Origin of the sequence: Massilia cellulosiltytica (assembly GCF_047325105.1) — a bacterium.
Classification (GTDB): Bacteria; Pseudomonadota; Gammaproteobacteria; order Burkholderiales; family Burkholderiaceae_D; genus Telluria; species Telluria orientalis.
Genome location: NZ_CP168562.1, coordinates 5,667,955 through 5,694,033, shown reverse-complemented (window position 1 = coordinate 5,694,033; position 26,079 = coordinate 5,667,955). Strand labels below are relative to the sequence as shown.

Sequence of the window (26,079 nt, the reverse complement as noted above, 5' to 3'; positions counted from 1 at the left end):
CGCAGGTTAGCGGCCGCCTTTGAATGGGTATTGAACGAAATTGCAGGCGTACGCGCCGGGCGTGATGCCATAGGTGCGGATGAACAGGCGCGTCATGTGGCTCTGGTCGGCGAAGCCGCTGGCCGCCGCGGCGTCCGCCAGTGCCGACCCGCGCGCCAGCAGCGCACGGGCCGTGTCGATGCGGCGCTGGATCAGGTAGGCGTGCGGCGTCAGCCCCGTCGCCCGCGCGAATTGCCGCACGAGCTGGAAGCGGCTGAGCCCACAGGCCGCCGCCAGGTCGGCGAGACTGGGCGCGGCGGCCGGCGCGTCGTCGATCATCGCCCGCGCCCGAGCGATCGCGGCCGTCGCCGATGCGGACCCGTTGCGCGGCGCATCGCCTTGCAGCCCATGCAGCAATTCGAGGAGCAATTGCTCGCGCAAGAGGGCGGTCGCGTCGCCCGTGACGGCCGCGTACAGCCGCCGGAAACAGTCGGCCAGCGCGGCATGGTGGGCGACCGGCTGGTGAAACGCGTAGTCGCGGCGGGCGCCTTCGCCCAGGTCGGCCGCGATGGCATCGGCGAGTTGCGGCGGCAGGTACAGCATGCGCCACGCGCGGGGCGCGCCGCCGAGCGGGGCGCCGTCGTGCACTTCGCCGGGATTCACCGTGATGATGTCGCCGGCCAGCGCCTCCACCTGGCCGCGCCCGCTGCTCGACGTCTGGCCGCCGGCCAGCATGAGGCCGACGCCGTACTGGTCATGGCTGTGGCGCGCGAAGACGTGGTCGCTGCGCGCTTCCACGGCCTGCACCCCCGGCACCGCGGCACGGACGATCCTGAAATCGGCGCTCTTCCTGGACTTGGGCATCCGCTCAGTGTACCAGCGGAGCGATGTCGATCGCCCCGGCCATGGCGCGGTAGCCCGCATCGCCCGGATGCAGATGATCGCCCGAGTCGAAGTCGGCCCGCAGGCGGCGCGGCCGGGCAGGGTCGCGCAGGACGGCGTCGAAGTCGACGACGGCATCGAACACGCCCGCCGTGCGGATCCAGTCGTTCAACTGCCGGCGCAGGCGTTCCTTGTCGGGACTGTAGTGGCCGGCGTACGGCGTGCCGGCGAGGGCGCCTTCGAACGGCGGCAATGTCGCCGCCGTCACGCGTACGCCGCGGACGTGGCTTGCTGCGACCAGTTGCCGGTACGCGGCCGTGAGTTCCTCCAGCGTGGCGGGGCGCTCGGCCGGCGCGAACGGACTGCCGGGCCAGCCGATGTCGTTAATGCCGAGCAGTACGATGACATCCGACACGCCGGGCTGGCTCAATACGTCCTGCTCGAGGCGTGCGAGGGCGCTCACGCCCATGCCATCGCGCGCCAGCCGTCCGCCCGAGATGCCGGCATTGGCGACGGCGACGCCGTGCGGCGTCAGTCGTTCGGCCAGGATGTCCGGCCAGCGGCGGTCCGCGTCCGGCGTCGAGCCGTTGCCGTCCGTGATCGAATCGCCGAGCGCGACGATGGTGCGGGCGGGTTGTGCCGACTCGACCAGGACGGCGCTCAGGAACAACCGGCCGCCGACATGGGCGCCGTCGATCTGCACGGTCTGCTGCGCGCCCCAGTGGAAGCTGGCGACGTTGGTCGGCGCGGGCAGCCGCGTCGTCACGGCCAGCCGGGACAGCGGCCGTACGGGGAGGGCGAGCGGATCGCTCGTCACCGTGGCGCCCGGCAGGATGGAAGCGCCCGGTTGTCCGGAAAACGTCAGCGCCTGGGCCGCGTGCGGGTCGTCGGCGGGGCCGACGCGCACGGCGCCGAGCCTGACCGGTTCATGGCCGTACCGGTTCGAGAACACGAGCCGGATGCGCTGCCCGCCCGCGCTCAGGCGGACGGTCTCGCGCAACGTCGCGTTGTCGAGCCTGGTGGGGACGTTCATCGGCAGCGTGAAACCGCCGTCCCAGGCGGGTTGCGGGGCCGCGTACCAGGACGTGGCCCAGTGCTCGCCCGCCGGCGCGTCAGGTGCGGCGAGCAGCAGCGAGAGGGTGAGTGCGGCGATCGGTTTGGACATGGTGGACTCCTTGGTTGAGGACTCCACGTTAGGTCATTCTGGAGTGGCGATGAAGATGGTAGGATCGAAGGTCACTCATTCCAATTTCGAATAAATGGATACGTTCCACGCGCTGCGCGTCTTCGTACGCACCCTCGAACTGGGCAGCCTGTCCGCGGCGGCCCGGGAATTCGGCACGACGCAGCCCACCGTCAGCAAATGGCTGGCCGGGCTGGAACGGCAGCTGCGCGTACGCCTGGTCGAACGCAGCACGCGCGGCCTGTCGCCGACGGAGCAGGGCCAGCGCTTCTACGCCGACGCCAAACGCATCGTCGAGCAATTCGACGCGGCCGTGGGCGACGTGCAGGGCATGACGGGCCAGGCGGCGGGGCTCGTGCGCATCAATGCGCCGGTCGCGCTGGGCCAGTTCCGCATCAATGCGATGGTCCAGCGCTTCCTGGCCGACCATCCGGCCATCGACGTCGAACTGATTCTCAACGACCGTTTCGTCGACCTCGTCGAGGAAAGCGTCGATGTCGCGTTCCGGCTGGGCGGCACGCTGCCGCCGGACGCCATCGGCCGGCACCTGGCGACCGTGCCGCGCTTCCTGGTGGCGGCACCCATGTATCTCGCGCGGCGGGGCGTGCCGTCGGTGCCGGACGACTTGGCGACGCACGACGTCGTCCGCTTCGCCTGGACGCCGGGTAGTACGGTGGAATTGTTCCGCGGCGAAGAGCAGGCACGGGTGCCGACGGCTAGCCGCTTTCGCGTGAACAACGCGTTGGCGATACGGGAGGCCCTCGTGCTGGGCGGCGGGATCGGCGTGTGCCCGGACTGGCTGGTCCGGGATCTGATGGACAGTGGGGAGCTGGTGCGGGTGCTGGACGAGTGGGCCGCGCGGCCGCAGGATTTAACCTTGCTGTATCCGTCGCGGCAGTTTCAGGCGCTGCGGACGCGGCTGTTCATCGACTTCGCGGTCGGACAATTCAGTGGGATTGCTGGCTTTGCAGGCGGGCAAGGATGAATCGCGCGGTCCGGCTCGATGCCTGGTGTTTTGCCGCCAGTGTCATGAGCTTGGGGAAGACGACGGAGCGTTCGCCGCAATCGCTGCACAGGATGTGCTTGCTGCTCCACAGGATACGCATGAGGGGCGTACGCGGAATCCGGCGTACGTAGGAAGAACCACATTCGGGGCAAGAGGCCATGAGCATACCGGTAAGTGTTGAAGAATCGTCAACTAAAATACCAGTCATGGATGAGCTGGACAGTGCGGTGGCTCACACATCCGCGGTCATGCATGGTGCGTTAGGCAGATCACGGTCGGCCATCGTTGCGCTTGCTAATCTGCAAACATGGCAATCCCGGTGTCCGATCGAAAACTCTATGCGATGAAACGCATGTCGCTCGCGCTGCAGCGTGCGGCGGCGGCGCGGCCGCTCGGGCCGTCCACCGACCGCGCGCTGCGCTGGGCCGCGGTCTGGGGCATCGTGGCCGGCATCCGGACCCGGCATACGCGAGTCCGGCTCCGGCGCACGACACTGGTCGGCACCGCCTTCAGACCACCGACCCCAGCTTGAAGATCGGCAGATACATGGCAATCACGAGACCGCCGATCAGCACCCCGAGCACGACCATGATCATCGGCTCCATCAGCGACGACAGCGTCTTGACGGCCTCGTCCACTTCTTCCTCGTAGAAGTCGGCCACCTTGCCCAGCATGCCGTCCAGCGCGCCGGATTCCTCGCCGATGGCGACCATTTGCGTGACCATGTTGGGGAATACATTGGCGTTCTGCATCGCGGCCGTCAGGCTCGTGCCCGTGCTGACTTCCGTCTGGATCTTTTTCGTGGCTTCCAGGTAGACGTTGTTGCCGGACGCGCCGCCCACGGAGTCCAGCGCTTCCACGAGCGGCACGCCGGCCGCGAACATCGTCGCCAGCGTGCGGGTCCAGCGGGCGATCGTCGCCTTGCGGATCACTTCGCCGAACACGGGGAGGCGCAGCAGCACGCGGTCCATGAACTGCTGCATTTTCAGCGACCGGCGCCAGGACTGGAAGAAGAAGTACAGCGCGCCGAAGATCGAGCCGAAGATGATGTACCACCATTTCACGACGAAATCCGAGATGCCCATCACGATCAGGGTCGGCGCCGGCAGGTTCGCGCCGAAGCTGGAAAACACGGATTTGAAGGCGGGCACCACCCAGATCATGATCACGGCCGTGACGATGAAGGCGATGGCGATGATCGCGCAGGGGTACATCAGCGCACCCTTGATCTTGCTCTTCAGCGCAAGCGTCTTTTCCTTGTAGATCGCCAGGCGCGTGAGCAGGTCCTCGAGGATACCGGCCTGCTCGCCGGCGCCGACCAGGTTGCAGAACAGCGGGTCGAAGTACAGCGGATACTTGCGGAACGCGTTGTTCAGGCTGGTGCCCGTCTCGATGTCGGCGCGCAAGTCCATGATCAGCTTGGACATCGACGGATTCGAATGGCCCTTGCCGACGATGTCGAACGATTGCAGCAGCGGCACGCCGGCTTTCATCATCGTGGCCAGCTGGCGCGTGAACAGCGTGAGGTCCTTGTCCTGGATCTTCTTGCCGCTGCGGTACACCTTCTTCTTGACCTTGGTCACCATGATGCCCTGGCGGCGCAGGGTCACGTTCACGATGGTCTCGCCGCCGGCGCGCATTTCGCCGCGCACGGTCTTGCCGGTCTTGTCCTTGCCTTCCCAGGCGAAGATGTGTTCCTTGACTTGCGCGCTGGGCGCGCGGCGTGCCGGGGCGGATGTCGTTGCCATGATGGGTCCTTATTCGTTCGTGCAGCCGAGCACTTCTTCGAGACTGGTGAGGCCTTGTTTCACTTTCAGCAGGCCGGAGCGGCGCAGCGAGTTCACGCCCTCGGCCTCGGCCTGGGCGGCGATCTGCATCGCGTTGCCGTGCCCAAGAATCAACGCTTCGATCGCGGGCGTGATCGGCATGATCTGGTAGATGCCCACGCGGCCCTTGTAGCCGGAGCCCAGGCAGCGCTCGCAGCCGACGGGGCCGTAGGGCTTCCAGTCGCCGTCGAAGTCGGTGTCGCGGAAGCCCGCGGCCTTCAGCGTGTCGCGGCCGATGTCGAGTGGCTGCTTGCACGTGCACAGGCGGCGCGCGAGGCGCTGCGCGGTGATCAGGATGACGGACGAGGCGATGTTGAACGGCGCCACGCCCATGTTCATCAGGCGCGTCAAGGTCGACGGCGCATCGTTCGTGTGCAGGGTGGAAAACACCATGTGGCCGGTCTGCGCCGCCTTGATGGCGATGTCGGCCGTTTCCAGGTCGCGGATCTCGCCGACCATGATGATGTCCGGATCCTGGCGCAGGAAGGCTTTCAGCGCGACGGGGAACGTGAGGCCCGCCCTTTCGTTGACGTTGACCTGGTTCACGCCGGGCAGGTTGATCTCGGCCGGGTCTTCCGCCGTGGAGATATTGATCCCCGGCTTGTTCAACAGGTTCAGGCAGCTGTACAGCGACACGGTTTTGCCCGAACCCGTCGGGCCCGTTACGAGCACCATGCCGTACGGGCGCGTGATGGCGTCGATCAGCAACGCTTTCTGGTCGGGGTCGTAGCCGAGCGCGTCGATGCCCATCTGGGCCTGCGTCGCGTCGAGGATACGCATGACCGTTTTTTCGCCGAACAGGGTCGGCAAGGTGCTGACGCGGAAATCGATCGTCTTCGTGGGCGACAGCACGAGGCGCATGCGGCCGTCCTGCGGCACGCGCTTTTCCGAGATGTCGAGCTTGGCCAGCACCTTGATGCGGGAGACGAGCTTGTCGCGGATCGACAGCGGCGGGGCGAGATGGTCGCGCAGTACGCCGTCCACGCGCAGGCGGATGCGGTACTGCTTTTCGTAGGGCTCGAAGTGGATGTCCGACGCGCCCAAGGTAATTGCATCCATCAACACCTTGTTGAGGAAGCGCACGATGGGCGCGTCCTCGACTTCCGCCGCGGCGGCTGCCGCTTCCGCCGCCTGCGTCTGCGGTTCTTCGTCGGCGAATTCGATGTCGCCTTCCTCGCCGGCCAGTTCGCTCAAGTCCTGTTCGGCGCTCTTGGCGATGTTCGCCAGCAGCGCCAGCAGGGTGTCGTGCGCGACGATCACCGGTTCGACGGTCGATTCGCTCTGGAACTTGATCTGGTCGAGGGCCTGCGTATTCGTCGGGTCGGACACCGCCACCGACAATTTGTTGCCCCTGCGTGCCAGCGCGACGACGCGCTGGGCCTGCATCAGCTTCGGGTCGATCGCGTTGACGGGCAGGGCGTCGTGGCTGAACGTGCCCAGGTCGAACAGGGGATAGCCGAAGGTCTCGGCGCAGAAAACTGCCAGGGATTTCGCATCGATGGAGCTGCTGCCGAGCAAGGTGTCGATGAAACCGGCCTTGTCGGCGGACGCCTTCTTTTGCAAGGTGTCCGCTTGAGGCAAGGTCAGCCGTCCGGCCTGCACCAGGGCACGCGCCAGCCCGGGCAACGCCGTGCCGGGGGTGGTGTTGGGAAGGACTGCTGCCATATGGTCAGGTTTGGAAGGACGACAGGAAGCCGGGCAGGATGGACGGCCCCGGCGGATCGTCTCGATGATGCCCGTAGGCATCAAAACGGTCAAGACTTTGTCGTAGTGAAAGATGCGTGCATACCACGTGGATGAAATGGCATGTAACCGGCCCGCAATGTCGTGTGAACAACATCGTTATTCCTCGTGCAAGAACAAGGGCTTACCGCCGGATCGTGCCCGGCGGCGCTCGGCCGGTGAAGCCCGATCAGGCTGCCAGCCAGCGTTTGACCGCGACCGGCCGCAACAGTTTCACGACCTTGATGGCCTGGTTCTGCACCTGCACGACTTCGATCACGCAGTTGCCGATCCTGAGGGCGATGGGGAATTCCGGAATCTCCTGCAACTGTTCCAGCAGCAGGCCGTTGACGGTCTTCGGGCCGTCGAGGGGCAGGTCGAGGCCCAGCTTCTTGTTGATGTCGCGCAGCGGCGTCGTGCCTTCCAGCAGGACCTCGCCCTGGGCATTCCACGCCATCGCATCGCTGCGGGCGGCGCCCGGCGTCGAGGTCGTGAAGTCGCCGATCATTTCCTCGATGATGTCTTCCAGTGTCACCAGGCCCTGGACCTCGCCATATTCGTCCACGATGATGCCCAGGCGCTCCTTGTTTTCCTGGAAATACTGGAGCTGCGTGAAGACGCCCGTGTCCTGCGGAATGAAATAGGGCTCCGTCAACAGTTCGCGGAAGTGCTCGATCGTGAGGTCGTCTTCTTCGTTCAGCAGCGCGACGGCCTTGCGCACGTGCAAGATGCCGACGATGCGGTTGATCTCGCCCTCGTACACGGGCAGCTTGTTGTGGTAGCAGGTGGTCAGCTCGGCCTTGAGGTCGTCGACCGGCAGCGCGAGGTTCAGCGCTTCGATCTGGCTGCGTGGCGTCATGATGTCTTCGACCGAGATCTTTTCCAGTTCGAACAGGTTCAGCAGGATGCTCTTGTGCTTTTGCGGAATGTAGCTGCCCGCTTCCAGCACGACGGAGCGCAATTCCTCCGGCGACAGTCTCTGCTGGGCATCCGCATGCCCCACGCCCACGCCGCGGATGCGCAGCACGCGCAGCAGGCCATTGACGAACAGGTTGACGAACCAGATCGCCGGCTTCGCGACCTTCATCAGCGCACGCAACACATAGCTGGACCCGAGCGAGATGCGCTCCGGGTACGTGGCGCCGATGATCTTCGGGGAGATCTCCGCGAACACGATCAGCAGGAACGCGACGACGGCCGTGGCGATCGTGATCACGCTTTCCTCGTGGCCGAAGAACAGGATGGCGATCGCGGTGACGAGCGCCGTCGCCATCGCATTGATCAGCGTGTTCGCGATGAGGACCAGGGACAGCAGCTTGTCCGTGCGGTCCAGCAGCCACAGCGTGGTGATGGCGGCGCGGTTGCCCCGCTTCGCGAGATGGCGCAGGCGATATTTGTTGGCCGCCATCAGGGCGGTTTCCGCCATCGCGAAGAAGGCCGAACAAAGGATCAGGAGGGCGAGTGCGAGAATGAGCACCCAAAGTGGTACGGTTTCCAAGGATCACCGTGAAGAATCGTCGGGAATCTGGCGAGGCCAGCGCAGAGGCCGATTCTAAGACAAGGGGAGGGGGCTTGCAAGTTTGGCTAGGGAGGCGCGGTGCCCGGGTTCAGGCTGTCGACCATCGAACTCGGGATCAGGATGGTGGCGCCCCGCTCCTTCGTCGTTTCATAGATGATGTTCATCGCCCGCAGTTGCAGGGCCGCCGGATGGCCGGCATACATGTCGGCCGCTTCCACGAATTTCCCGGCGATGGCGGCCTCGGCGGAACCGAGGATGACGCGGGCCTGCTTCTCGCGTTCCGCCTGGGCCTGGCGCGACATCGCATCCTGCAGCACGACGGGAATGGCGACGTCGCGGATCTCCACCGAACCGACGGAGATCCCCCACGGCGCCGTCTTCCGGCCGATCGATTCCTTCAGTTGCGCGTCCGCCTCCTTGCGCTCGGACAGCAGCGCCGTCAGCATCGACATGCCGATCATTTCCCGCAGCGACGTCTGCGCGACCCGGTCGATCGCCTCGCGGTAGTTGGTGATCGCCAGCGCGGCCTTCTCCGCATCATGCACGTGCCAGAAAATGATGGCGTCGACGTTGACCGGCACCGTATCCCTGGTCAGCGCCTGCTCGGCGTTGAAGGCCGTCGTCTGGATGCGCACGTCGATGACGGCGATCACGTTGTCGATGACCGGCACGATCGCGAACAGGCCGGCGCCCTTGACGCCATGGAGCTTCCCCAGCCTCAGGATGACGAATTTTTGCCACGTGTTCGCCATCTTCAGCGAGAACGCGATGATCACGGCCAGCGCGACGAACAGCAACCCGGGCAGCGGATTGACCCACCAGGTCAGGGCGATGCCGATGCCCAGGCTGACGGCGACCAGGAACGATGTGACCGGATTCATGATGTCAGTGATGCATCCGTTCCCAGCCATGGCGCATGGCCAGCTTGACCTTGTCCCAGGCGGACGCCTCGCTGCCGGCGTGCCGGTATTCCCACTCGCGCTTCAGCGCGGGCTCGACGTCCTCCCAGGCCTGGTCGGACTGCGGCGCCTGGGCGCCTGCAGGCGCGGCCCACGTGGCGTCTTCGTCCGGGTTGTCCCACCGCGCGATACTGCCCATCGTCTCCTTGAACGTGTTGCCGGCGGGCGGAGCGTCGGCGTCCTGGGTGCCGAAATAATGGCTGTCTTCGTGCGGATGGTGCTGCAGGGCGCCCGGCGCGGTGCCCGGCGGGTAGTCGCGGCGCGGCGCGACGGTCCCGGTCCAGGCGGCCGGATCGCCCTCGTCGGGGATGTCTTCGACGCCGGTCGGGCGGTACTGCCCCATGATGCCGGTGGCGCGCGCGGCTTCCGGATCGGTTCCTGTCGTGAGCGTGACGATGTGGCGTTCGCGCGTGTCGGCCGGCAGCGCGTGCCGGTGGTACAAGGTGCCGAGCAGCCGCGCGGCGGTATGCCGGAGCGAGGTGTCCGGTTCCGTCGTGCGCATGTTCGAGAGCGCCATGTCGGCGCGTGGGTAGCCCGATGCCAGCAATGCGTCCAGGGCGTGCTGGGCATCGCTGCGTTGGTCGAAGACGGCTTTCAAGGTGTGACGCATGATGATCTCCCCGTTGTTTCATGGAGAGCGTCGTGCCGGCGAGTGGCCGCCGCTGGCGGCCGGGTTCCGTGCGTTGCCGTTGATTCCGCGCGACCAGGTCGGTCACTGCATGCAGTACGGCGCTTGTGCTTACAGCATACGCCGAATCTGGACAGGATGTGCACTGTCCATCGCGAATTTCGCGTCGCCGTTCAGCCGCGCGCCAGCGCCAGCCGGGCCTGGCCCGTCGGCACCCCCAGCGCGTGCCCGGCCGCCAGCTTGAACTGCGCCAGCGCGCCCGACAACTGCTCGGTCTGCTCCGCCAGCGATTCCGCCGCGGCCGAGGCTTCCTCGACGAGCGCCGAGTTCTGCTGCGTCATCTGGTCCATGTCGTCGATCGCGCGGCCGATCTGTTCGATGCCTTCGGCCTGGCGCTGGCCCGCGACGCTGATCTCGGCCATGATGTCGTGCACCTTGCGCACGGAGGCGACGATCTGTTCCATCGTGGCGCCCGCTTCGTCGACGAGCGCGCTGCCCGCGTCGACCTTGGCGACGGAATCGCCGATCAATTGCTTGATTTCCTTGGCGGCGGCCGCCGAGCGCTGCGCCAGGTTGCGCACCTCGCCCGCGACGACGGCGAAGCCGCGGCCCTGTTCACCGGCACGGGCCGCTTCCACCGCGGCGTTCAGCGCGAGGATATTCGTCTGGAAGGCGATGCCGTCGATCACGGAAATGATCTCGACGATCTGCTTCGCGGACGCGTTGATGGCGCCCATGGTGGACACCACATTGCCGACCACTTCGCCGCCGCGGGTGGCGATGTCGGTGGCGGACACGACGAGCGCGTTCGCCTGGTTCGTGTTGGCCGCGTTCGTGCGGACCGTATCGGTCAGCGATTCGACGGCGCGCGTCGTGTGCTCCAGGCTGCCGGCCTGCGATTCCGTGCGGCTGGCCAGATCGGCGTTGCCGCTGGCGATCTCGGCGCTGGCTGTGGCGATGGTCTCGGCCGACGTCTTGATGCCGGACACCATCGTCGCCAGGCGCGTGCGCATTTCCTGCAGCGCGGCGAGCAGGCTGTGCTGGTCGCCGGCGTCGAGGCGGATGTCCATCGACAGGTCGCCGGCCGCAACAAGCCGCGTGATCTCGCGCGCGTACTCCGGCTCGCCGCCCAGTTGCTGCCAGATGGTGCGGATGACGAACCACGACACGCCGATCAGCGTGGCGATCACGATCAAGGCCGTGACGATGGTGACGGACAGCACGCGGCGCACGCTCGAGCTGCTGCGCGCGATGCCGTCCTTGAAATTCTGCTGGGCCTGGTCATTGAGCTTGGCGACATCGGCATTGAGCACGGTCAGCGCGCCCTGCATGCGCTGCACGGTCGCCTGCGGATCGCCCTGCTCGAGTTCGAGCATGATCTTGGCGGCGGAGACGGCCGGCGCATAGTAGTCCTCGAATTCCTTCGCGAGGCGCTTGCCGGTGGCATCCATGCCTGGGATCTTCGTCACGTCGGCCAGCTTGGCGCGGACCTTGTTGGCCTGGTCGCCGATCTGGGCGATGCGGGCCTTGTCGCCTTCGGAGACGGCATCGCGCAAGCCGTCGGTGATGCCCTGCAGGTCCGCCGTCAACGCCTTCGCCGTGCCCAGCGCCGGGTAATCCACCGCTTCGGTCGTGTGGATCGAGTCCAGGGCGCCGCTGGCGATACTGGCGGAGACCGCCACGCCGAGGCCGAAGATGATGGTCGAGATGACGGGGAGTGCCCAGATCTTGCGCTTGATGCTCATGCCGTTTCCTTAAGTTCAACAGCCCGCCGCCGGATCACACCGGGGGCGGGCGGTGGTAGTGGATGCTTACGGTGTGTAGATCACTTTGACCGAGGCATCGACCGCGCTCTTTTCGATGTAGCCGATGGCCTTCGGGTCGCTGGCCACCATCTTCTTGACGGCGGCGCTGTCGGCGGCTTCCTTCGGCATCGTGGCCTTGCCGGTGAACACCAGCTTGGACCACAAGGCCTTGACCTGGGAGCCGTCCTTGTCCGTCACCTTTTTATAGAACTCGGCGCGGACCGGGGCGCTTTCCGGCTGGTCGATCGGGCTCATCGCCCCCGATTTGCCAAGAAAATACTGCGCGACCTGGTCTTTCGTCATCGAGGCTTCGGCAGCCTTCGGGTTCACGACGACGACGACGTCGGCCATGGCGGGCAGGGCGAGGCACAGTGCGGCGGCGGCGAGGCCGGTCTTGATCGGATGTTTCATCGTCGTCTCCTTAGAACACGAAGTCGAGCGCGACGGCGCCGACGGTCACCGGACCCTTGAAGCCGGGCTGCGCATTGACCAGCAGGCCGGCGGCCTTGTTCGGACGCACGCGGTCGAACTGCACCTTCAGGGCTACGGAGGAACGGAAGTCCCAGCGCAGGCCGATCGTGTCGGTCTGCTGCTCGCCCTGGCTCACGCCGGTATGGCGCAGGTTCGACACGATGCCGTTCAGCGTGGCGAGGGTCGGGGTGCAGGCGGCCGGGTAGCCGGCCGGGCAGGCCGCCGGCATGCCGTTGCGGACGTTGCCGTCGATGGAGAGCTTGGCGTGGCTGTAGTACGGCAGGAATTTGCCGATGCGATAGCCGCCCATCACGTACCACGACGTGGTGTCGTTGATGTAGCTGTCCGTCTTGCGCTTCGCGTACTCGCTCTGCACGACGATGTCGTTCCAGTCGAGCGTCGCGCCGAGGGACGTGAACGAGGCCTTCTTGTCGCGCACGTCGATGTCCTTGGCGAGCTGGGCTGCCTGCGGGAACTTGTAGCCGGCAGCGACCGTGTTCAGCGTGTTCAGCAGCGTCGCCAGCGACGCCGAGCCATTCAGCGTCAGGTGGCCGTCCACGCGGCCGAAGCGCACCGTCAGCGGGCCGTGCTCGGCCACGAGGTTCAGCGCCGTCACGCGGCGGCCGTCCAGGCTTGGGCCGCCGGCGACGTCGGCCTTGGTCTTGCCCACGGCGAATTGTGCGGTGTACGTCGTGGCGGCATAGCTGTGCTGCCAGATGACGTCGGCGCCGTCGACCGTGTTGAACAGCATTTGCGAATACACTTCCGCCGGCGGACGCAGCATCGTGTTGGCGTAGCCCACGTTGCGGTAGTCCGAGATCATGAATGCCGGCAGGCCCATGCGGCCGACGCGGATCGAGACGTCGTCCGACACCTTCGCCTTGGCGAATGCCCATGCCAGTTCGGCGCCGAAATCGTCCTGCGCATCCTTGCGCACGAGGCCCTGGCCCGTCACGGACAGCCAGTTGTTGACGGCGTAGTCGGCCTGCACGCCGAAATTCGAATCGACACCGGTGGTGACGTCCTTCGTGGCGCCGCTGGCCTGGTTCGGGCGGCCGAACTCGGCCTTGTCGGTGTTGGTCCAGGTGAGGGCGCCGGTGCCGAAGCCGCTGATGCGGACGGCGTCCTGTGCGAATGCGCAAGGCGCGACAAAAGACAAGGCGAGCGCACTCGCGATGATGCGTTTTTTCATGGGGTTTACCTGCTGAAGACGGCGGGTGGAAGTTCTTGTTATAGAAACACTGTGACGGCGCGGGCTAGGCCGTGTAACGAATCTGTCGTGAATTGTAGAGTTGCAGCAAAAATTGCGACAAGGAAAAACTCACGAATAGTTTCTCTATTCAGTTGTGACCGCTATCTTTGTTGTGCAGATCAGACAGCGCGCCCTGTCAGAATTGGATGATGTATTTAATTCCACCAATGCGTCGCCGTGCCCGCTTCCGGCAGGCGCGCCTGCCGTGCCGCCTGGACGATGCCCGCCTCGACCGCCTGTTCGGCCGTGTAGATGCGGGCGCTGCCCGTCAGATAGGAGCGGATGTCGTGGGCGCCGGGTGCGCCGCGGGTGGCGTCTTCGTAGATGGCGGCATAGCGCTCGGCGTCGAAGTCGAGGCAGTCGCGCCATTCGGAGATGCGGGCGTGGTCCGCCGCGACGAGGTTGCCGAAGCCCCAGTGCAGCGGGTGAATGAGGAAACGCGTGCCGGGGCAGGCATAGCGTTGCTGCCCGGCCAGGAAGATGGCGACGCCGACGGACTCCACGCTGCCCACGTTCCACGTCGTGAGCGGCAGCGGCAACGATTTCAGGAAGTAGTACAAGGCGAAGCCGGCCGTCATGTTGCCGCCTTCGGTCGACATGTGCAGCTCGATCTCCGTCGCACCGCTTTGCAGTGCCTGCAAGCAAAGGTTGCGCACGGTACAGGCGGAATTTGCGTTGATCGGTCCGATGAAATGTACGATGTGCAAAGCCATGACGCCTCCATTGACGGCTCAAGCATAGCAAGTTTCACAAGCCGGCGTCGCGCTATTGAAAATATCTGATATTCAAAATCGGTATTCCAATATATCCAGCCTGACCCCCGGTGCTACTCTTGCATCCAGTTAGTCATAATTTTCACAAGATCCTTTCTGAGGCGATGATGTCCACACCGATCCGATTTTTCTACCGCGGCGCCGTCCATGAAGTGAACGACGTCGCGCCGACGCAGACCATCCTGCAGCACCTGCGCGAGGACCTGCACTGCACCGGCACCAAGGAAGGCTGCGCCGAGGGCGACTGCGGTGCCTGCACCGTCGTCGTCGGATCGCTGGAGAACGGCGAACTGCAGATGCGCTCCGTGAATTCCTGCATCCAGTTCACGCCCACCCTGGACGGCAAGGCCCTGTTCACCGTCGAAGACCTGGCGCAGCAGGATGGCAACCTGCACCCCGTGCAGCAGGCCCTCGTCGAATGCCACGGCTCGCAATGCGGCTTCTGCACGCCGGGTTTTGCGATGTCGCTGTGGGGCATGTACCTGAAACAGGAAGGCCGCGAGCCGAGCCGCTGCGAGATCGACGACGCCCTGTCCGGCAATCTGTGCCGCTGCACGGGCTACCGTCCCATCATCGACGCGGCCAAGCGCATGGTCACGCTGCCGCGCGTCGATTTCGACCGCGCCGCCGTCACCGGACAACTGCAGGCGCTGCAGCGCGACGCGGGCGCCACCTACGAGTACGACGGCCAGACCTTCCACGCCCCGCGCACCCTCGATGAACTGGTCGCGGTGCGCGCCGCGCATCCGAAGGCGACGATCCTCGCCGGCTCGACCGACGTCGGCCTGTGGGTCACGAAGCAGATGCGCGACCTGACGGACGTGATCTACCTGGGCCACGTGGCCGAACTGAAGACCGTGCGCGAGCAGGACGGTTTCATCGAGATCGGCGCCGGCGTTTCCCTCGAGGATGCATACGCCGCCATCTGCAAGCATTACGAGGCGCAGCTGGGCGAATTGTGGCAGCGCTTCGCGTCGCTCCCGATCCGCAACGCGGGCACGCTGGGCGGCAACGTGGCGAACGGCTCGCCGATCGGCGATTCGATGCCGTGGCTGATCGCCATCGGCAGCGAACTGGTGCTGCGCGGCCCGGATGGGGAGCGCACCATGCCGCTCGAGAACTTCTACCTCGGCTATCAGGTCAAGGACTGGCGCGACGGCGAGTTCGTGCAGGCCGTGCGCGTGCCGCTGCCGCGTCCGAATGTCGCGTTCCGCACCTATAAACTGGCCAAGCGCTTCGACCAGGACATCTCGGCCGTGTGCGCCGCCTTCGCTTTCACGCTGGAAGACGGCATCGTGGTCGAGGCCCGCATCGCCTACGGCGGCATGGCCGCGACACCGAAGCGCGCCGCGCAGGCGGAAAGCCTGCTGAACGGCCGCGCGTGGGACGAAGCCGCCGTGCTTGATGCGATGGCCGCGCTGGCGCAAGACTACGCACCGCTGTCCGACATGCGCGCATCGAGCGCCTACCGCATGAAGACGGCGCAGAACCTGCTGCGCCGCTACTGGCTCGAAACGCGCAAGGACAACCCCCTGCCGCCGAACGCGGTCAACCCGTTCGCGACCGCATTGGCTTGAGGAGACACACATGAACGACGCAGGATCCCCCGCACTGACCAAGGCCGAATGGAAGCAGGTCGGCCTCGGCAAAGCCCATGAATCGGCCCGGCTGCACGTGCTGGGCCAGGCCGACTACACCGACGATATCGCCGAAGTGCGCGGCACCTTGCACGCGGCGCTCGGCCTGTCGGGCAAGGCGCACGCCCGCATCCTCGACATCGATTTTACGGACGTCCTGGCCAGCCGCGGCGTACGCGCCGTGCTCACGGCAAAGGACATCCCGGGCACCAACGATTGCGGCCCGATCATCCACGACGACCCGATCCTCGCGGACGGCCTCGTGCAATACATCGGCCAGCCGATCTTCGTGGTCGTCGCCGACAGCCACGACCTGGCCCGCCGCGCCGCGAAGAAGGCGAAAGTCAGCTACGAGGAACTGCCGGCTATCCTGACGCCGCAGGCCGCGCGCGCCGCCGGCTCGTACGTGCTGCCGCCGATGCGCCTGACGCGCGGCGACGCCGAAACCGCATTCGAACGCGCCCCGCTGCGCGTGAAGGGCGAACTGTACGTCGGCGGCCAGGAGCAGTTCTACCTCGAAGGCCAGATCTCGTACGCGATCCCGCAGGAAAACGACGGCATGCTCGTGCTGTGCTCCACGCAGCACCCGAGCGAGATGCAGCACGTCGTGGCGCACGCGCTGGGCCTGCATTCGCACAACGTGGTGGTGGAGTGCCGCCGCATGGGCGGTGGTTTCGGCGGCAAGGAATCGCAGTCGGCGCTGTGGGCCGCCGCGGCCTCCATCGCGGCGAAACGCCTGGGCCGCGCCGTGAAGCTGCGCGCGGACCGCGACGACGACATGATGGTGACCGGCAAGCGCCACTGCTTCCACTACCTGTACGAGGTGGGCTACGACGACGCCGGCCGCATCCTCGCGGCGAAGGTCGACATGGTGAGCCGCGCGGGCTACTCGGCAGATCTCTCCGGCCCCGTGGCCACCCGCGCCATCTGCCACTTCGACAACACCTATTATTTGTCCGACTGCGACATCCGCGCGGCGGCCGGCAAGACGAACACGCAGTCGAATACGGCATTCCGCGGCTTCGGCGGTCCGCAGGGCGCCATCGCGATCGAGTACATCATCGACGAGATCGCGCGCAACCTCGGCAAGGATGCGCTCGACATCCGCAAGCTGAATTTCTACGACAAGATCGACCGCAACGTCACGCCGTACGGCCAGCCCGTCGTCGACAACGTGATCCACGAACTGGTGGGCGAGCTGGAACAGACGAGCGAATACCGCGCGCGCCGCCAGGCGATCCAGGCATACAACGCGACGAGCCCCGTGCTGAAGAAGGGCCTTGCGCTGACGCCCGTGAAATTCGGCATCGCGTTCAACGTGACGCACCTGAACCAGGCCGGCGCCCTCGTGCACGTGTACGTGGACGGCTCCATCCTCGTCAACCACGGCGGCACGGAGATGGGGCAGGGCGTCAACACGAAGGTGATGCAGGTCGTCGCGCACGAACTGGGCGTCGACCTGACCCGCGTACGCATCGCCGCGACGAACACGAGCAAGGTCGCCAACACGTCGGCGACGGCGGCATCGACGGGCGCGGACCTGAACGGCAAGGCGGCGCAGGATGCGGCGCGCCAGATCCGCGACCGCCTCGCCGCCTTCGCCGCGAAGCAGTACGGCGGCGCCGTGGAAGACGTGCGCTTCGTCGCCGACACCGTGTTCGCGAACGGCCACGAAATCCCGTTCGGCGAACTGGTCGCCAAGGCATACCTGTCGCGCGTGCAGCTGTGGTCGGACGGCTTCTATGCGACGCCGAACCTGCACTGGGATCCGAAGACGATGACGGGCAACCCGTTCTTCTACTTCGCGTACGGCGCGGCGGTGGCGGAAGTCGTCATCGACACGCTGACCGGTGAGTGGAAGCTGCTGCGCGCGGATGCGCTGTACGACGCCGGCAACTCGCTGAACCCCGCCATCGACATTGGCCAGGTGGAAGGCGCCTTCATCCAGGGCATGGGCTGGCTGACGACGGAAGAACTGTGGTGGAATGCGCAGGGCAAATTGATGACGCACGCGCCGTCCACGTACAAGATTCCGGGCGTGTCGGATTGCCCGGACGCGTTCACGGTGAAGCTCTTCAACAACCGCAACGTGGCCGATTCGATCCACCGCTCGAAGGCCGTCGGCGAACCGCCGCTGCTGCTGCCGTTCTCCGTGTTCCTCGCGCTCCGCGACGCCATCTCGGCCGTCGGCGACCACAAGGTCAACCCGCCGCTGCGCGCGCCGGCGACGAGCGAGGCGATCCTCGACGCCGTGTCCTTCGTCGAACAAGCCGTGCGGGAAAAGGCAGCCTGACATGGACGACTGGCTCATCCTCACCGCGCAACCGGCCGTGCTGATCACGGTCGCGAAGGTCGACGGTTCCGTACCCCGCGAACCGGGCGCGCGCATGCTCGTCGACGCCGGCGGGCAGTGGGGCACCGTCGGCGGCGGTCATCTGGAACTGCGCGGCATCGAGACGGCGCGCGCCATGCTGCAAAGCGGACAAGCGCGCCGGCTGGAACGCTTCCCGCTCGGCCCGAGCCTGGGCCAGTGCTGCGGCGGCGTCGTGCACCTCGCATTCGAACTGGTCGACCGCGACCAGTGCGCCGAGCTGGCCGTGCGCCGCCATGAAGACGTGTGGCGCGTCGTCGCGCTGGACGGCGCACCCGATCTCGCGCTCGTCGATGCGCTGGGCCACAACCTCCAGCGCAAGGGCGGCCGCTACCCGGATTTCGAACGCGGCGGCGGCACCCGCGTGCTGCTCGACGACGCGGGGCGGCGCTGGCTCGTCGACCACGTCCCGGCGCCGCGCGCGCACGTGATGCTGTTCGGCGCCGGCCACGTGGGCGCCGCCATCGTGCGCCTGCTGGCGGACCTGCCGTGCAAGGTGACGTGGGTGGATGAGCGGGAAGACTTGTTCCCGACCACCGTCGCCCCGAACGTCGTCGTGGAAGCGACCGACATGCCGGAAGCCCTCGTGCGCACGGCGCCCGCCGGCACGAGCTTCCTCGTCATGACGCACAATCATGCGCTGGACCAGCGCCTGACCGAAGCGATCCTCCGCAGGCCCGCGAACCTGGACTGGTTCGGCCTCATTGGATCGGAAACCAAACGCAAGCAGTTCGAGCACCGCCTGCGCGACCGCGGGATTTCGCGCGCGCGCCTGGACGACATGGTGTGCCCGATCGGCGTTCCCGGCATCAAGGGCAAGGAGCCCGCCGTGATCGCCGTCGCCGTCGTCGCGCAACTGCTGATGGTCTGGGAGGCGGCGGCCCGCGCCGCGCCCGCGACCGCAACCGAAGTCCCACTGGAACAAGACTGAGATGTCCAACGATACCCGTACCGTGCAGGCCTACCGAGCGAGCCTGCTGCACTTCCACGCCGATCCGGCCTTCGCCGAGAACGCCCACGCCTGGCACCGGGACGGCCTGCTCGTCGTCGAGAACGGCCGCGTGCTCGCCGCCGGCGACTACGACAAGCTGGCCGCCACGCTGCCCGAGGGCACCGACATCGTCGACTACCGCGGCCAGATCATCACGCCCGGCTTCATCGACACGCACCTGCACTTCCCGCAGACCGACATGATCGGCTCCCCGGCGCCGGACCTGCTGCCGTGGCTGGAGAACTACACGTTCCCGACCGAGCGCCAGTTCAAGGATCCGGTGCACGCGCGCACCGTCGCCGAATTCTTCCTCGATGAACTGCTGCGCAACGGCACGACGACGGCGCTCGTCTACTGCACGGTGCACAAGGAATCCGTCGACGCGTTCTTCGAGGCGAGCGCCGCGCGCAACCTGCGCATGGCCGGCGGCAAGGTACTGATGGACCGGAACTGTCCGGACTTCCTGCAGGACACGGCCGACCTGCGCGACAGCGAAGACCTGATCCGCCGCTGGCACGACCACGGCCGCGCCATGTACGCGATCACGCCGCGCTTCGCGCCGACGTCGACCCCGGCCCAGCTGGGCGCGGCGGGCGAACTGGCGCGCGCGTACCCGACCACCTACATCCAGACGCACGTGTCGGAAAGCCGCGACGAATGCGCGTGGGTGAAAAGCCTGTACCCGGACAACCGCAGCTACCTGCAGGTCTATGAACACTATGGCCTGATGCGCCCGCGCGCGATGTTTGGTCACTGCATCTGGCTGGACGACGTCGACTTCGCGCTGATGGCCGACACGGGCGCCGCGATTTCTCACTGCCCGACGTCGAACCTGTTCCTCGGCAGCGGCCTGTTCGACGTCGCGAAGGCGGACAGCGTGCGTGCCCACGTGTCGCTGGGGACGGACGTCGGCGCGGGCACGTCGTTCTCGATGTTGCAAACAATGAATGAAGCGTATAAAGTTGCGCGGTTAAAAGGCAGCTATCTCCCGGCCCTGCGCATGTTCTATCTCGCCACGCTGGGCGCCGCGCGCAGCATGCAGCTCGAAGGGACGATCGGCAATTTTGCCGCCGGCACCGAGGCAGACTTCATCGTCCTCGACCCGAAGGCGACGCCGCTGCTGGCGCGCCGCACGGCGAACGGCGACTCGCTCGAGGAAACCCTGTTCGCGCTGGCGCTGCTGGGCGACGACCGCGCGATCAGTGCCACGTATGCGGCGGGCAAGCGGGTGCACGAGCGGTCGCAGTAAGCGAAGAGCATGAAACCGAACGTGTGAGTAACGTGAGCTCATGAATCGTCGCCCCCGCGAAGGCGGGGGGCCCAAGTTTTGTTTGCATCTCGACTGCGCATACAAACTTGGATCCCCGCCTGCGCGGGGATGACGGTTTTGAGGTTTGCGGTCCTGTAGTTCGTGTTCTGCGACTCGGCGGCTGATGAGATACTGTCAACAACCACTCACCAGCCGAGACCGACATGACAAAAACCCTGAGCAGCAGCCTGCTGATCACCCTGGCGGCCCTCGCGGCCGCCGCTTCCGCGCGCACCCCGGCGTCCGGCCCCAACGAAGCGGCCACCGCGCGCCACTACGCGTCCCTGATCGCGGGCGCGCAGCCGAAGACGGCGGAGCTGGTCCTGTTCTTCTCGCAGATGCCCAAGGGCGGCGACCTGCACCACCACTACTCCGGCGCGATCTATGCCGAGACCTATGTCGACTGGCTCGACAAGCAGGGCTATTGCGTCAACAAGCTGACTTACAAGATCGAGACCGACAAGAGCGTCGTCGAGCACGAACGCGCGAAGCAGCCGAAGGACCGCGCCTGCCTGTCGTCGTCCGACGTGTATGCCGACGACGCCACGTGGCGCGAGCTGCTGCAGCGCTGGTCGAGCAAGGATTTCAATAACCACGGCGCCATCCAGCCGCCGCCGGACCGCCAGTTCTTCCAGACGTTCGGCTACTTCGGCCCCGTCTCCGACCGCAACTTCCACGACGGCCTCGTCGAGCTGAAGAACCGCGCGCTGGCCGAGAACGTGGCCTATATCGAGACGATGTTCAAGAGCCCGGACACGGTCTCGGATCCCGAATTCGACAAGCGCGCGTGGGACAGCGCGCGCGACGAGGCGAAATTCGCCCAGTTGCTGGAATCCGCGCGCCAGAAGCTGAACGCGACGCCGGCGTTCCGCACCTCGGTCGACACGTTCGTCCGCACCGTCAACGAAGCGGCGCTGGGCATCGACGACGAGAACTTCACCATGCGCTACCAGACCTACGTCGTGCGCCTGTTCTCGCCGTCGCGCGTGTTTTCCTCGATGCTGGCCGCGTTCGAATCGGCCGCGCGGGGCGGCAAGATCGTCGGCGTGAACATCGTGGGCCAGGAAAGCCAGATGGTCTCGATGCGCGACTACACCTTGCACATGCAGATGTTCCGCTACCTGAAGAAGGTGTACCCGAAGGTCAACGTCGCGCTGCACGCGGGCGAGCTGGCGCTGGGCGACGTGCCGCCGGAAGACTTGAAATACCACATCGACCAGGCGCTGAACGTGGCGGGCGCGCAGCGCATCGGCCACGGCATCGACCTCGCGCACGAGACGAACGCCGTCGGCATCATGAAGACGATGCGCGCGAAGGACATCCCGGTCGAGATCAACCTGACGTCGAACGCGTTCATCGAGGGCGTGCAGGGCGAGAACCACCCGATCACGCTGTACCGCAAATACGGCGTGCCGTACGTGATCTCGACGGACGACGCGGGCGTCACGCGCCACAACCTCGCCAACGAATACGTGCTGTTCGCCAGCCGCTACAAGCCGAGCTATGCGGAAGTGAAGAAGGCGTCGTACAACAGCATCCGCTACAGCTTCCTGCCGGAATCCGACAAGCAGCGCCTGACGCGCCTGCTCGATGCACGCTTCACACGCTTCGAGTCGGACATCGCCGCGCTCGAACGCACCGCCGTGAAGCATTAAGTATCGACCTCCCGCCGGCGGCGGTCCCGCCGCCGGCATCTTCCTCCGAACCGCGGTTGCCACCCGACCAGGTGGAACAGGTATATGCATATGCCGTCCCTGTGGCCAACTCGCTACAGAATGGATTAATTCTCACGTCGCTTGCTTAAAAACCAAGCTAAACAATTTCATTCGAGAACGCCCCATTTATCATCCCGCCGTGTCTGTTTCTGAGGGAAGAGGCAACCTACACGCGATCATCTGCTCACTTCTTAAGCAACTTATACGCGCAAGCTATAAATTCCCAAGTGAAAACGTATTTGTCTCGATAAACGGCTTCATGCCATATTGGCCTTTTATTAAGCCAACGTCCAAGAAAATGCGCGGTTTTGGGTGTAATAGCCAGGAAACAATTAACCGCTAGACTCGCGTGCGCTGCTTTTTGCTGGTGCATTGTCATCCGCATCCGCACCATCGAACAGCAGGCAGACAGAACAAGAGACCGGCCGTCATGAGCGACCGGTCCAGGATTGCAGTACTCAAGAGGGGGGAACTCCGTTCCCAACCATAACTATCAAGTCTATTTGGGGTTAATCCAATGATCTATCAAAAACGGATCCAGCTGACGAAGCTGGCGCTGGCTCTGTCGATTGCGCTCGCGGGGGCGCCGGCCCTGGCGCAGAACACGACGTCGGCTGTCGGCGGTCGTATCTCGAGCGCTGACGGCCGACCGGCCGCCGGCGCCGCAGTGCAAATCGTTCACACCGAATCCGGTTCGGTCAGCAATGTCGTCACCGATGCGGAAGGCCGCTATATCGCGCGCGGCCTGCGTACCGGCGGTCCGTACACGATCATCATCACCAAGGACGGCGTTACCGAAAAACGCGAAGGCATCTACCTGCAGCTGGCGGAAACCGCCACCGTCGACGCGACCGTCGGCGCACCGATGCAGACCGTGACCGTCGCCGGCAACCGCGCCCGCTCCGACATCTTCAGCCGCTCCAACATGGGCGCGGGCACCGCGATCAGCAACGCGCAGCTGCAGATCCAGGCGTCGGTCAACCGCAACCTGCAGGACTACGCCCGCGCCGACCCGCGCGTCTCGCAGACCGACAAGGAACGCGGCGAACTGTCCGTCGCCGGCCAGAACTCGCGCTACAACTCGATCACCATCGACGGCGTGAACGTGAACGACACGTTCGGCCTGGAAGCGAACGGCAGCCCGACCTCGCGCCAGCCGATCTCGATCGAAGCGATCCAGTCGACCCAGGTGAACGTCGCCAACTACGACGTCACGCAGAAGGGCTACACCGGCGGCAACATCAACGCCGTCACCAAGTCCGGCACGAACCAGTGGAAGGGCGGCGTGTACTACGTGTACCGCGACGACCGCCTGGCCGGCCAGCGCTACAACCCGGCCAACGACACCTATTCGGATCCGGTCCCGTTCAAGGAAACGACCAAGGGCGTGTGGGCGAGCGGCCCGCTCGTCGAGGACAAGCTGTTCCTGTACGCGCTGTCGGAAGAGACCAACTCGTCGCGTAGCGCGCCCGACTACGGTCCGGTCGGCTCGAACAACGGCACGACGGTCGCCGTGACCCCGGCGGAAATCGCCGCCGTGCAGAACATCATGAAGAACCAGTACGGCGTCAACGCCGGCGGCCTGGCGCAGGGTGGCGGCAACTTCGTGTCGCGCGAGCAGATGCTGAAGGTCGACTGGAACATCAGCGACAACCACCGCGCCAACATCCGCTACCAGCGCACGACGCAGGCCGAGCCGCAGTATTCGCTGTTCAGCGCCACCGGCCTGAGCCTGGATTCGGCGTACTACTCGCAGGGCAAGCAGATCGAGACGACCGTCGCCCAGCTGTTCTCGGACTGGACCCCGACGTTCTCGACCGAACTGAAGGCGTCGTCGCGCAACTACGACTCCGTCCCGACCAACAACACGCAGCTGCCGACCATCGGCGTGCAGTTCACCGGCGCGCTGCCGGCCGGCACGCCGAGCAACGTCACGACGGGTAGCCGCACGATCAACCTGGGCACCGACAACTCGCGTCACATGAACCTGCTGCGCACCCGCACGCAGGACTTCTACGCGGGCGCCAACTGGACGGTGGGCGACCACGAGATCAAGTTCGGTGCGGACTACCAGAAGAACAAGATCTACAACGCGTTCCTGCAGAACGTGTACGGCAACTACACCTTCGGTTGCGACAACAACCTGAGCTACTCGTTCGGCAGCATCAACTGCACGACCGCGTCCCAGGCGCAGGTCGAAGCCGCCGTGCTGGAAAACCTGCGCAGCGGCCGCTACACGTCGTACACGCTGCAGGTCGCCGCACCGGGCTTCACGCTGAACGACGCCGTCGCGCAGTTCAACATGACGAACACCGGCCTGTTCCTGCAGGACACCTGGAACGTCAACCGCCAGCTGACCCTGAACTACGGTTTCCGCGTGGACCAGGTGGGCGTCGGCGGCACGCCGGTCGCGAACACGAAAGTGGCCCAGGCTGCCGTGCTGAACCCGAACGCGCGCCAGACCGGCGGCTTCGGCTACAACAACCAGCAGACGATCGACGGCACCAAGCTGTTCCAGCCGCGCTTCGGCTTCAACTACAACTTCGACACCCCGCGCCGCATGCAGCTGCGCGGCGGCTTCGGCCTGTTCCAGGGCGCCGCGATGTCCGTCTGGCTCGCGAACCCGTTCCAGAACACCGGCATGACGACGCAGCAGATCACCTGCTCGGCCACGGGTAACACCAAGTGCCCGCCGGTCGCCGGCACGCCGAACGGCGCGTTCAGCACCGACATCAACAACCAGCCGAAGCTGGGCGGCTCGACCCCGCCGATCGCCAACGTCGACCTGATCGACCCGAACGTGAAGCAGCCGTCCGTGTGGAAAGCCAACCTGGCCTTCGAAACGGAACTGCCGTGGTACGGCCTCGTCGCCGGCGCCGAAGTGCTGTACGCGCACACCAAGGACGGTATCTTCTTCCAGAACCTGAACCTGGGCCAGCCGACCCGCATCGGCGTCGATGGCCGCCAGCTGTTCTGGAACGCGAACGGCCTGTCGCAGAACTGCTGGAGCGTGGGTAACAACGCCGTCAGCACCGCCAAGGGCTGCACCAACACGACCAAGTCGCTGTCGAATTCCGCGTTCGGCAACGTGATCAAGGTCACCGGCACGGACAAGGGCGAGAACCGCGTCTCGACGCTGTCGCTGTCGTACCCGATGACCAAGGGCTTCGGCTGGTCGGTCGCGGCAAGCCACACCTATGCGACGGAAGTCTCGAACCTGACGTCGTCGACGTCCGGCTCGAACTACGGCGCCCGTTCGGCCCTGAACCCGAACGACAACGTGGCCGCCAACTCGGCGTACCTGGTCAAGAACCGCATCAACGCGCTGCTGAACTTCGAGAAGGCGTTCTTCGGCAAGTACAAGACCCGCTTCGGCGTGTTCTACGAAGGCCGTACCGGCAAGCCGTACAGCTGGACCTTCAAGAACGACATGAACGGCGACGGCATCGGCAGCAACGACCTGATGTACATCCCGAAAGCCTTCGGTTCGGGTGAAGTCGTGTTCGCGGGCGATACGGCGACCAGCCACGCCAACGAGCAGCGTTTCTGGGACATCGTCAACGCCAACAAGGCCCTGCGCCAGGCAGCCGGCGGCACCGTGGCCCGCTACGGCGACTTCTCGCCGTGGACGAACAGCTTCGACCTGCGCATCAGCCAGGAAATCCCGGGCCTGTTCGCACGCAACAAGGCGTCGGTCTCGTTCGACATCCTGAACGTCGGCAACCTGCTGAACAAGAAGTGGGGCCAGATCTACGAAGCACCGTTCTTCTCGAACGGCGGCCAGACCCGCGGCTTCGTCGACTACGCCGGCATGGACAGCCAGGGCCGTTATGTCTACGCGGTCCGCTCGGCCGCCGATCCGCTGCAGATCCGCCAGGTGAAGGGCGAGTCGCAGTGGTCGGCACAGGTCACCGTCAAGTACGAGTTCTGATCCGGGCCTGACATGACGTAAATGAGACGGCCGGTGGCGACACCGGCCGTTTTTCTTCCCTTGTAAAGACCAGAAAGGCGAACGCGCGTGCCATAATCGATGGCTGCCGTTCGCATCACA

At 65.6% G+C, this 26,079-nt stretch carries 18 protein-coding genes; 7 read left to right on the top strand and 11 right to left on the bottom strand.

The window, feature by feature from the left end:
• Positions 1–6: 6 nt before the first annotated feature.
• Positions 7–843 carry an AraC family transcriptional regulator gene (locus tag ACEN9H_RS24830; protein WP_413672451.1) on the bottom strand — a complete coding sequence of 279 codons (837 nt, stop codon included), beginning with the start codon at positions 841–843 and terminating at the stop codon, positions 7–9.
• A 4-nt stretch (positions 844–847) separates the two neighbouring features.
• Positions 848–2,026, bottom strand: a complete 1,179-nt coding sequence (locus ACEN9H_RS24825; RefSeq protein WP_413672450.1) for an SGNH/GDSL hydrolase family protein — start codon at positions 2,024–2,026, stop codon at positions 848–850.
• A gap of 94 nt (positions 2,027–2,120) precedes the next feature.
• Between ACEN9H_RS24825 and ACEN9H_RS24820 the strand changes: the two genes are divergently transcribed.
• Positions 2,121–3,029, top strand: a complete 909-nt coding sequence (locus ACEN9H_RS24820; RefSeq protein WP_413672449.1) for a LysR substrate-binding domain-containing protein — start codon at positions 2,121–2,123, stop codon at positions 3,027–3,029.
• Positions 3,030–3,559: 530 nt separating this feature from the next.
• On the opposite strand, the gene ACEN9H_RS24815 is transcribed toward ACEN9H_RS24820, so the two are convergent.
• The 9 genes from ACEN9H_RS24815 to ACEN9H_RS24775 form a co-directional block, all read right to left on the bottom strand.
• Positions 3,560–4,798 (bottom strand): type II secretion system F family protein, encoded by a 1,239-nt coding sequence (locus tag ACEN9H_RS24815; protein WP_056122892.1) that lies wholly within the window; start codon positions 4,796–4,798, stop codon positions 3,560–3,562.
• A gap of 9 nt (positions 4,799–4,807) precedes the next feature.
• Positions 4,808–6,541, bottom strand: coding sequence for a type IV-A pilus assembly ATPase PilB (gene pilB, locus ACEN9H_RS24810; RefSeq protein WP_056122895.1), 1,734 nt, complete (start codon positions 6,539–6,541; stop codon positions 4,808–4,810).
• Between the two features lie 247 nt (positions 6,542–6,788).
• Positions 6,789–8,096 (bottom strand): HlyC/CorC family transporter, encoded by a 1,308-nt coding sequence (locus tag ACEN9H_RS24805; protein WP_413340974.1) that lies wholly within the window; start codon positions 8,094–8,096, stop codon positions 6,789–6,791.
• 86 nt (positions 8,097–8,182) lie between these two features.
• Positions 8,183–8,998: a slipin family protein gene (locus ACEN9H_RS24800; protein WP_413672448.1), complete on the bottom strand. Its 816-nt coding sequence runs from the start codon at positions 8,996–8,998 to the stop codon at positions 8,183–8,185.
• A gap of 4 nt (positions 8,999–9,002) precedes the next feature.
• The gene (locus ACEN9H_RS24795) at positions 9,003–9,686 is read right to left on the bottom strand and encodes a hypothetical protein (RefSeq protein ID WP_156403646.1); all 684 of its coding nucleotides are present in this window, start codon (positions 9,684–9,686) and stop codon (positions 9,003–9,005) included.
• A 191-nt stretch (positions 9,687–9,877) separates the two neighbouring features.
• On the bottom strand, positions 9,878–11,449 hold the full coding sequence (locus ACEN9H_RS24790) for a methyl-accepting chemotaxis protein (protein ID WP_413672447.1): 1,572 nt from the start codon (positions 11,447–11,449) through the stop codon (positions 9,878–9,880).
• Positions 11,450–11,515: 66 nt separating this feature from the next.
• A complete protein-coding gene (locus ACEN9H_RS24785) occupies positions 11,516–11,920 on the bottom strand; it encodes a hypothetical protein (protein ID WP_371768663.1) in 405 nt (134 codons plus the stop codon).
• Positions 11,921–11,930: 10 nt separating this feature from the next.
• Entirely contained in the window at positions 11,931–13,172 is a 1,242-nt protein-coding gene (locus ACEN9H_RS24780) for a hypothetical protein (RefSeq protein ID WP_413672446.1), read from the bottom strand.
• Between the two features lie 215 nt (positions 13,173–13,387).
• Positions 13,388–13,945, bottom strand: coding sequence for a ClpP family protease (locus ACEN9H_RS24775; RefSeq protein WP_413672445.1), 558 nt, complete (start codon positions 13,943–13,945; stop codon positions 13,388–13,390).
• Between the two features lie 167 nt (positions 13,946–14,112).
• Here ACEN9H_RS24775 and xdhA point away from each other — a divergent pair, with 167 nt between their 5' ends.
• The 6 genes from xdhA (at position 14,113) to ACEN9H_RS24745 (ending at position 25,959) form a co-directional block, all read left to right on the top strand.
• Complete coding sequence (gene xdhA, locus ACEN9H_RS24770; protein ID WP_413672444.1) at positions 14,113–15,582, top strand: xanthine dehydrogenase small subunit; 1,470 nt, start codon at positions 14,113–14,115, stop codon at positions 15,580–15,582.
• A 10-nt stretch (positions 15,583–15,592) separates the two neighbouring features.
• Entirely contained in the window at positions 15,593–17,935 is a 2,343-nt protein-coding gene (xdhB, locus tag ACEN9H_RS24765) for a xanthine dehydrogenase molybdopterin binding subunit (RefSeq protein WP_413672443.1), read from the top strand.
• Between the two features lies 1 nt (position 17,936).
• A complete protein-coding gene (xdhC, locus tag ACEN9H_RS24760) occupies positions 17,937–18,944 on the top strand; it encodes a xanthine dehydrogenase accessory protein XdhC (protein WP_413672442.1) in 1,008 nt (335 codons plus the stop codon).
• A 1-nt stretch (position 18,945) separates the two neighbouring features.
• A complete protein-coding gene (gene guaD, locus ACEN9H_RS24755) occupies positions 18,946–20,253 on the top strand; it encodes a guanine deaminase (RefSeq protein WP_413672441.1) in 1,308 nt (435 codons plus the stop codon).
• Positions 20,254–20,477: 224 nt separating this feature from the next.
• Positions 20,478–21,968 carry an adenosine deaminase family protein gene (locus tag ACEN9H_RS24750; protein ID WP_413672440.1) on the top strand — a complete coding sequence of 497 codons (1,491 nt, stop codon included), beginning with the start codon at positions 20,478–20,480 and terminating at the stop codon, positions 21,966–21,968.
• A 577-nt stretch (positions 21,969–22,545) separates the two neighbouring features.
• On the top strand, positions 22,546–25,959 hold the full coding sequence (locus tag ACEN9H_RS24745; RefSeq protein WP_371768656.1) for a TonB-dependent receptor: 3,414 nt from the start codon (positions 22,546–22,548) through the stop codon (positions 25,957–25,959).
• The last annotated feature ends 120 nt before the right edge of the window (positions 25,960–26,079 follow it).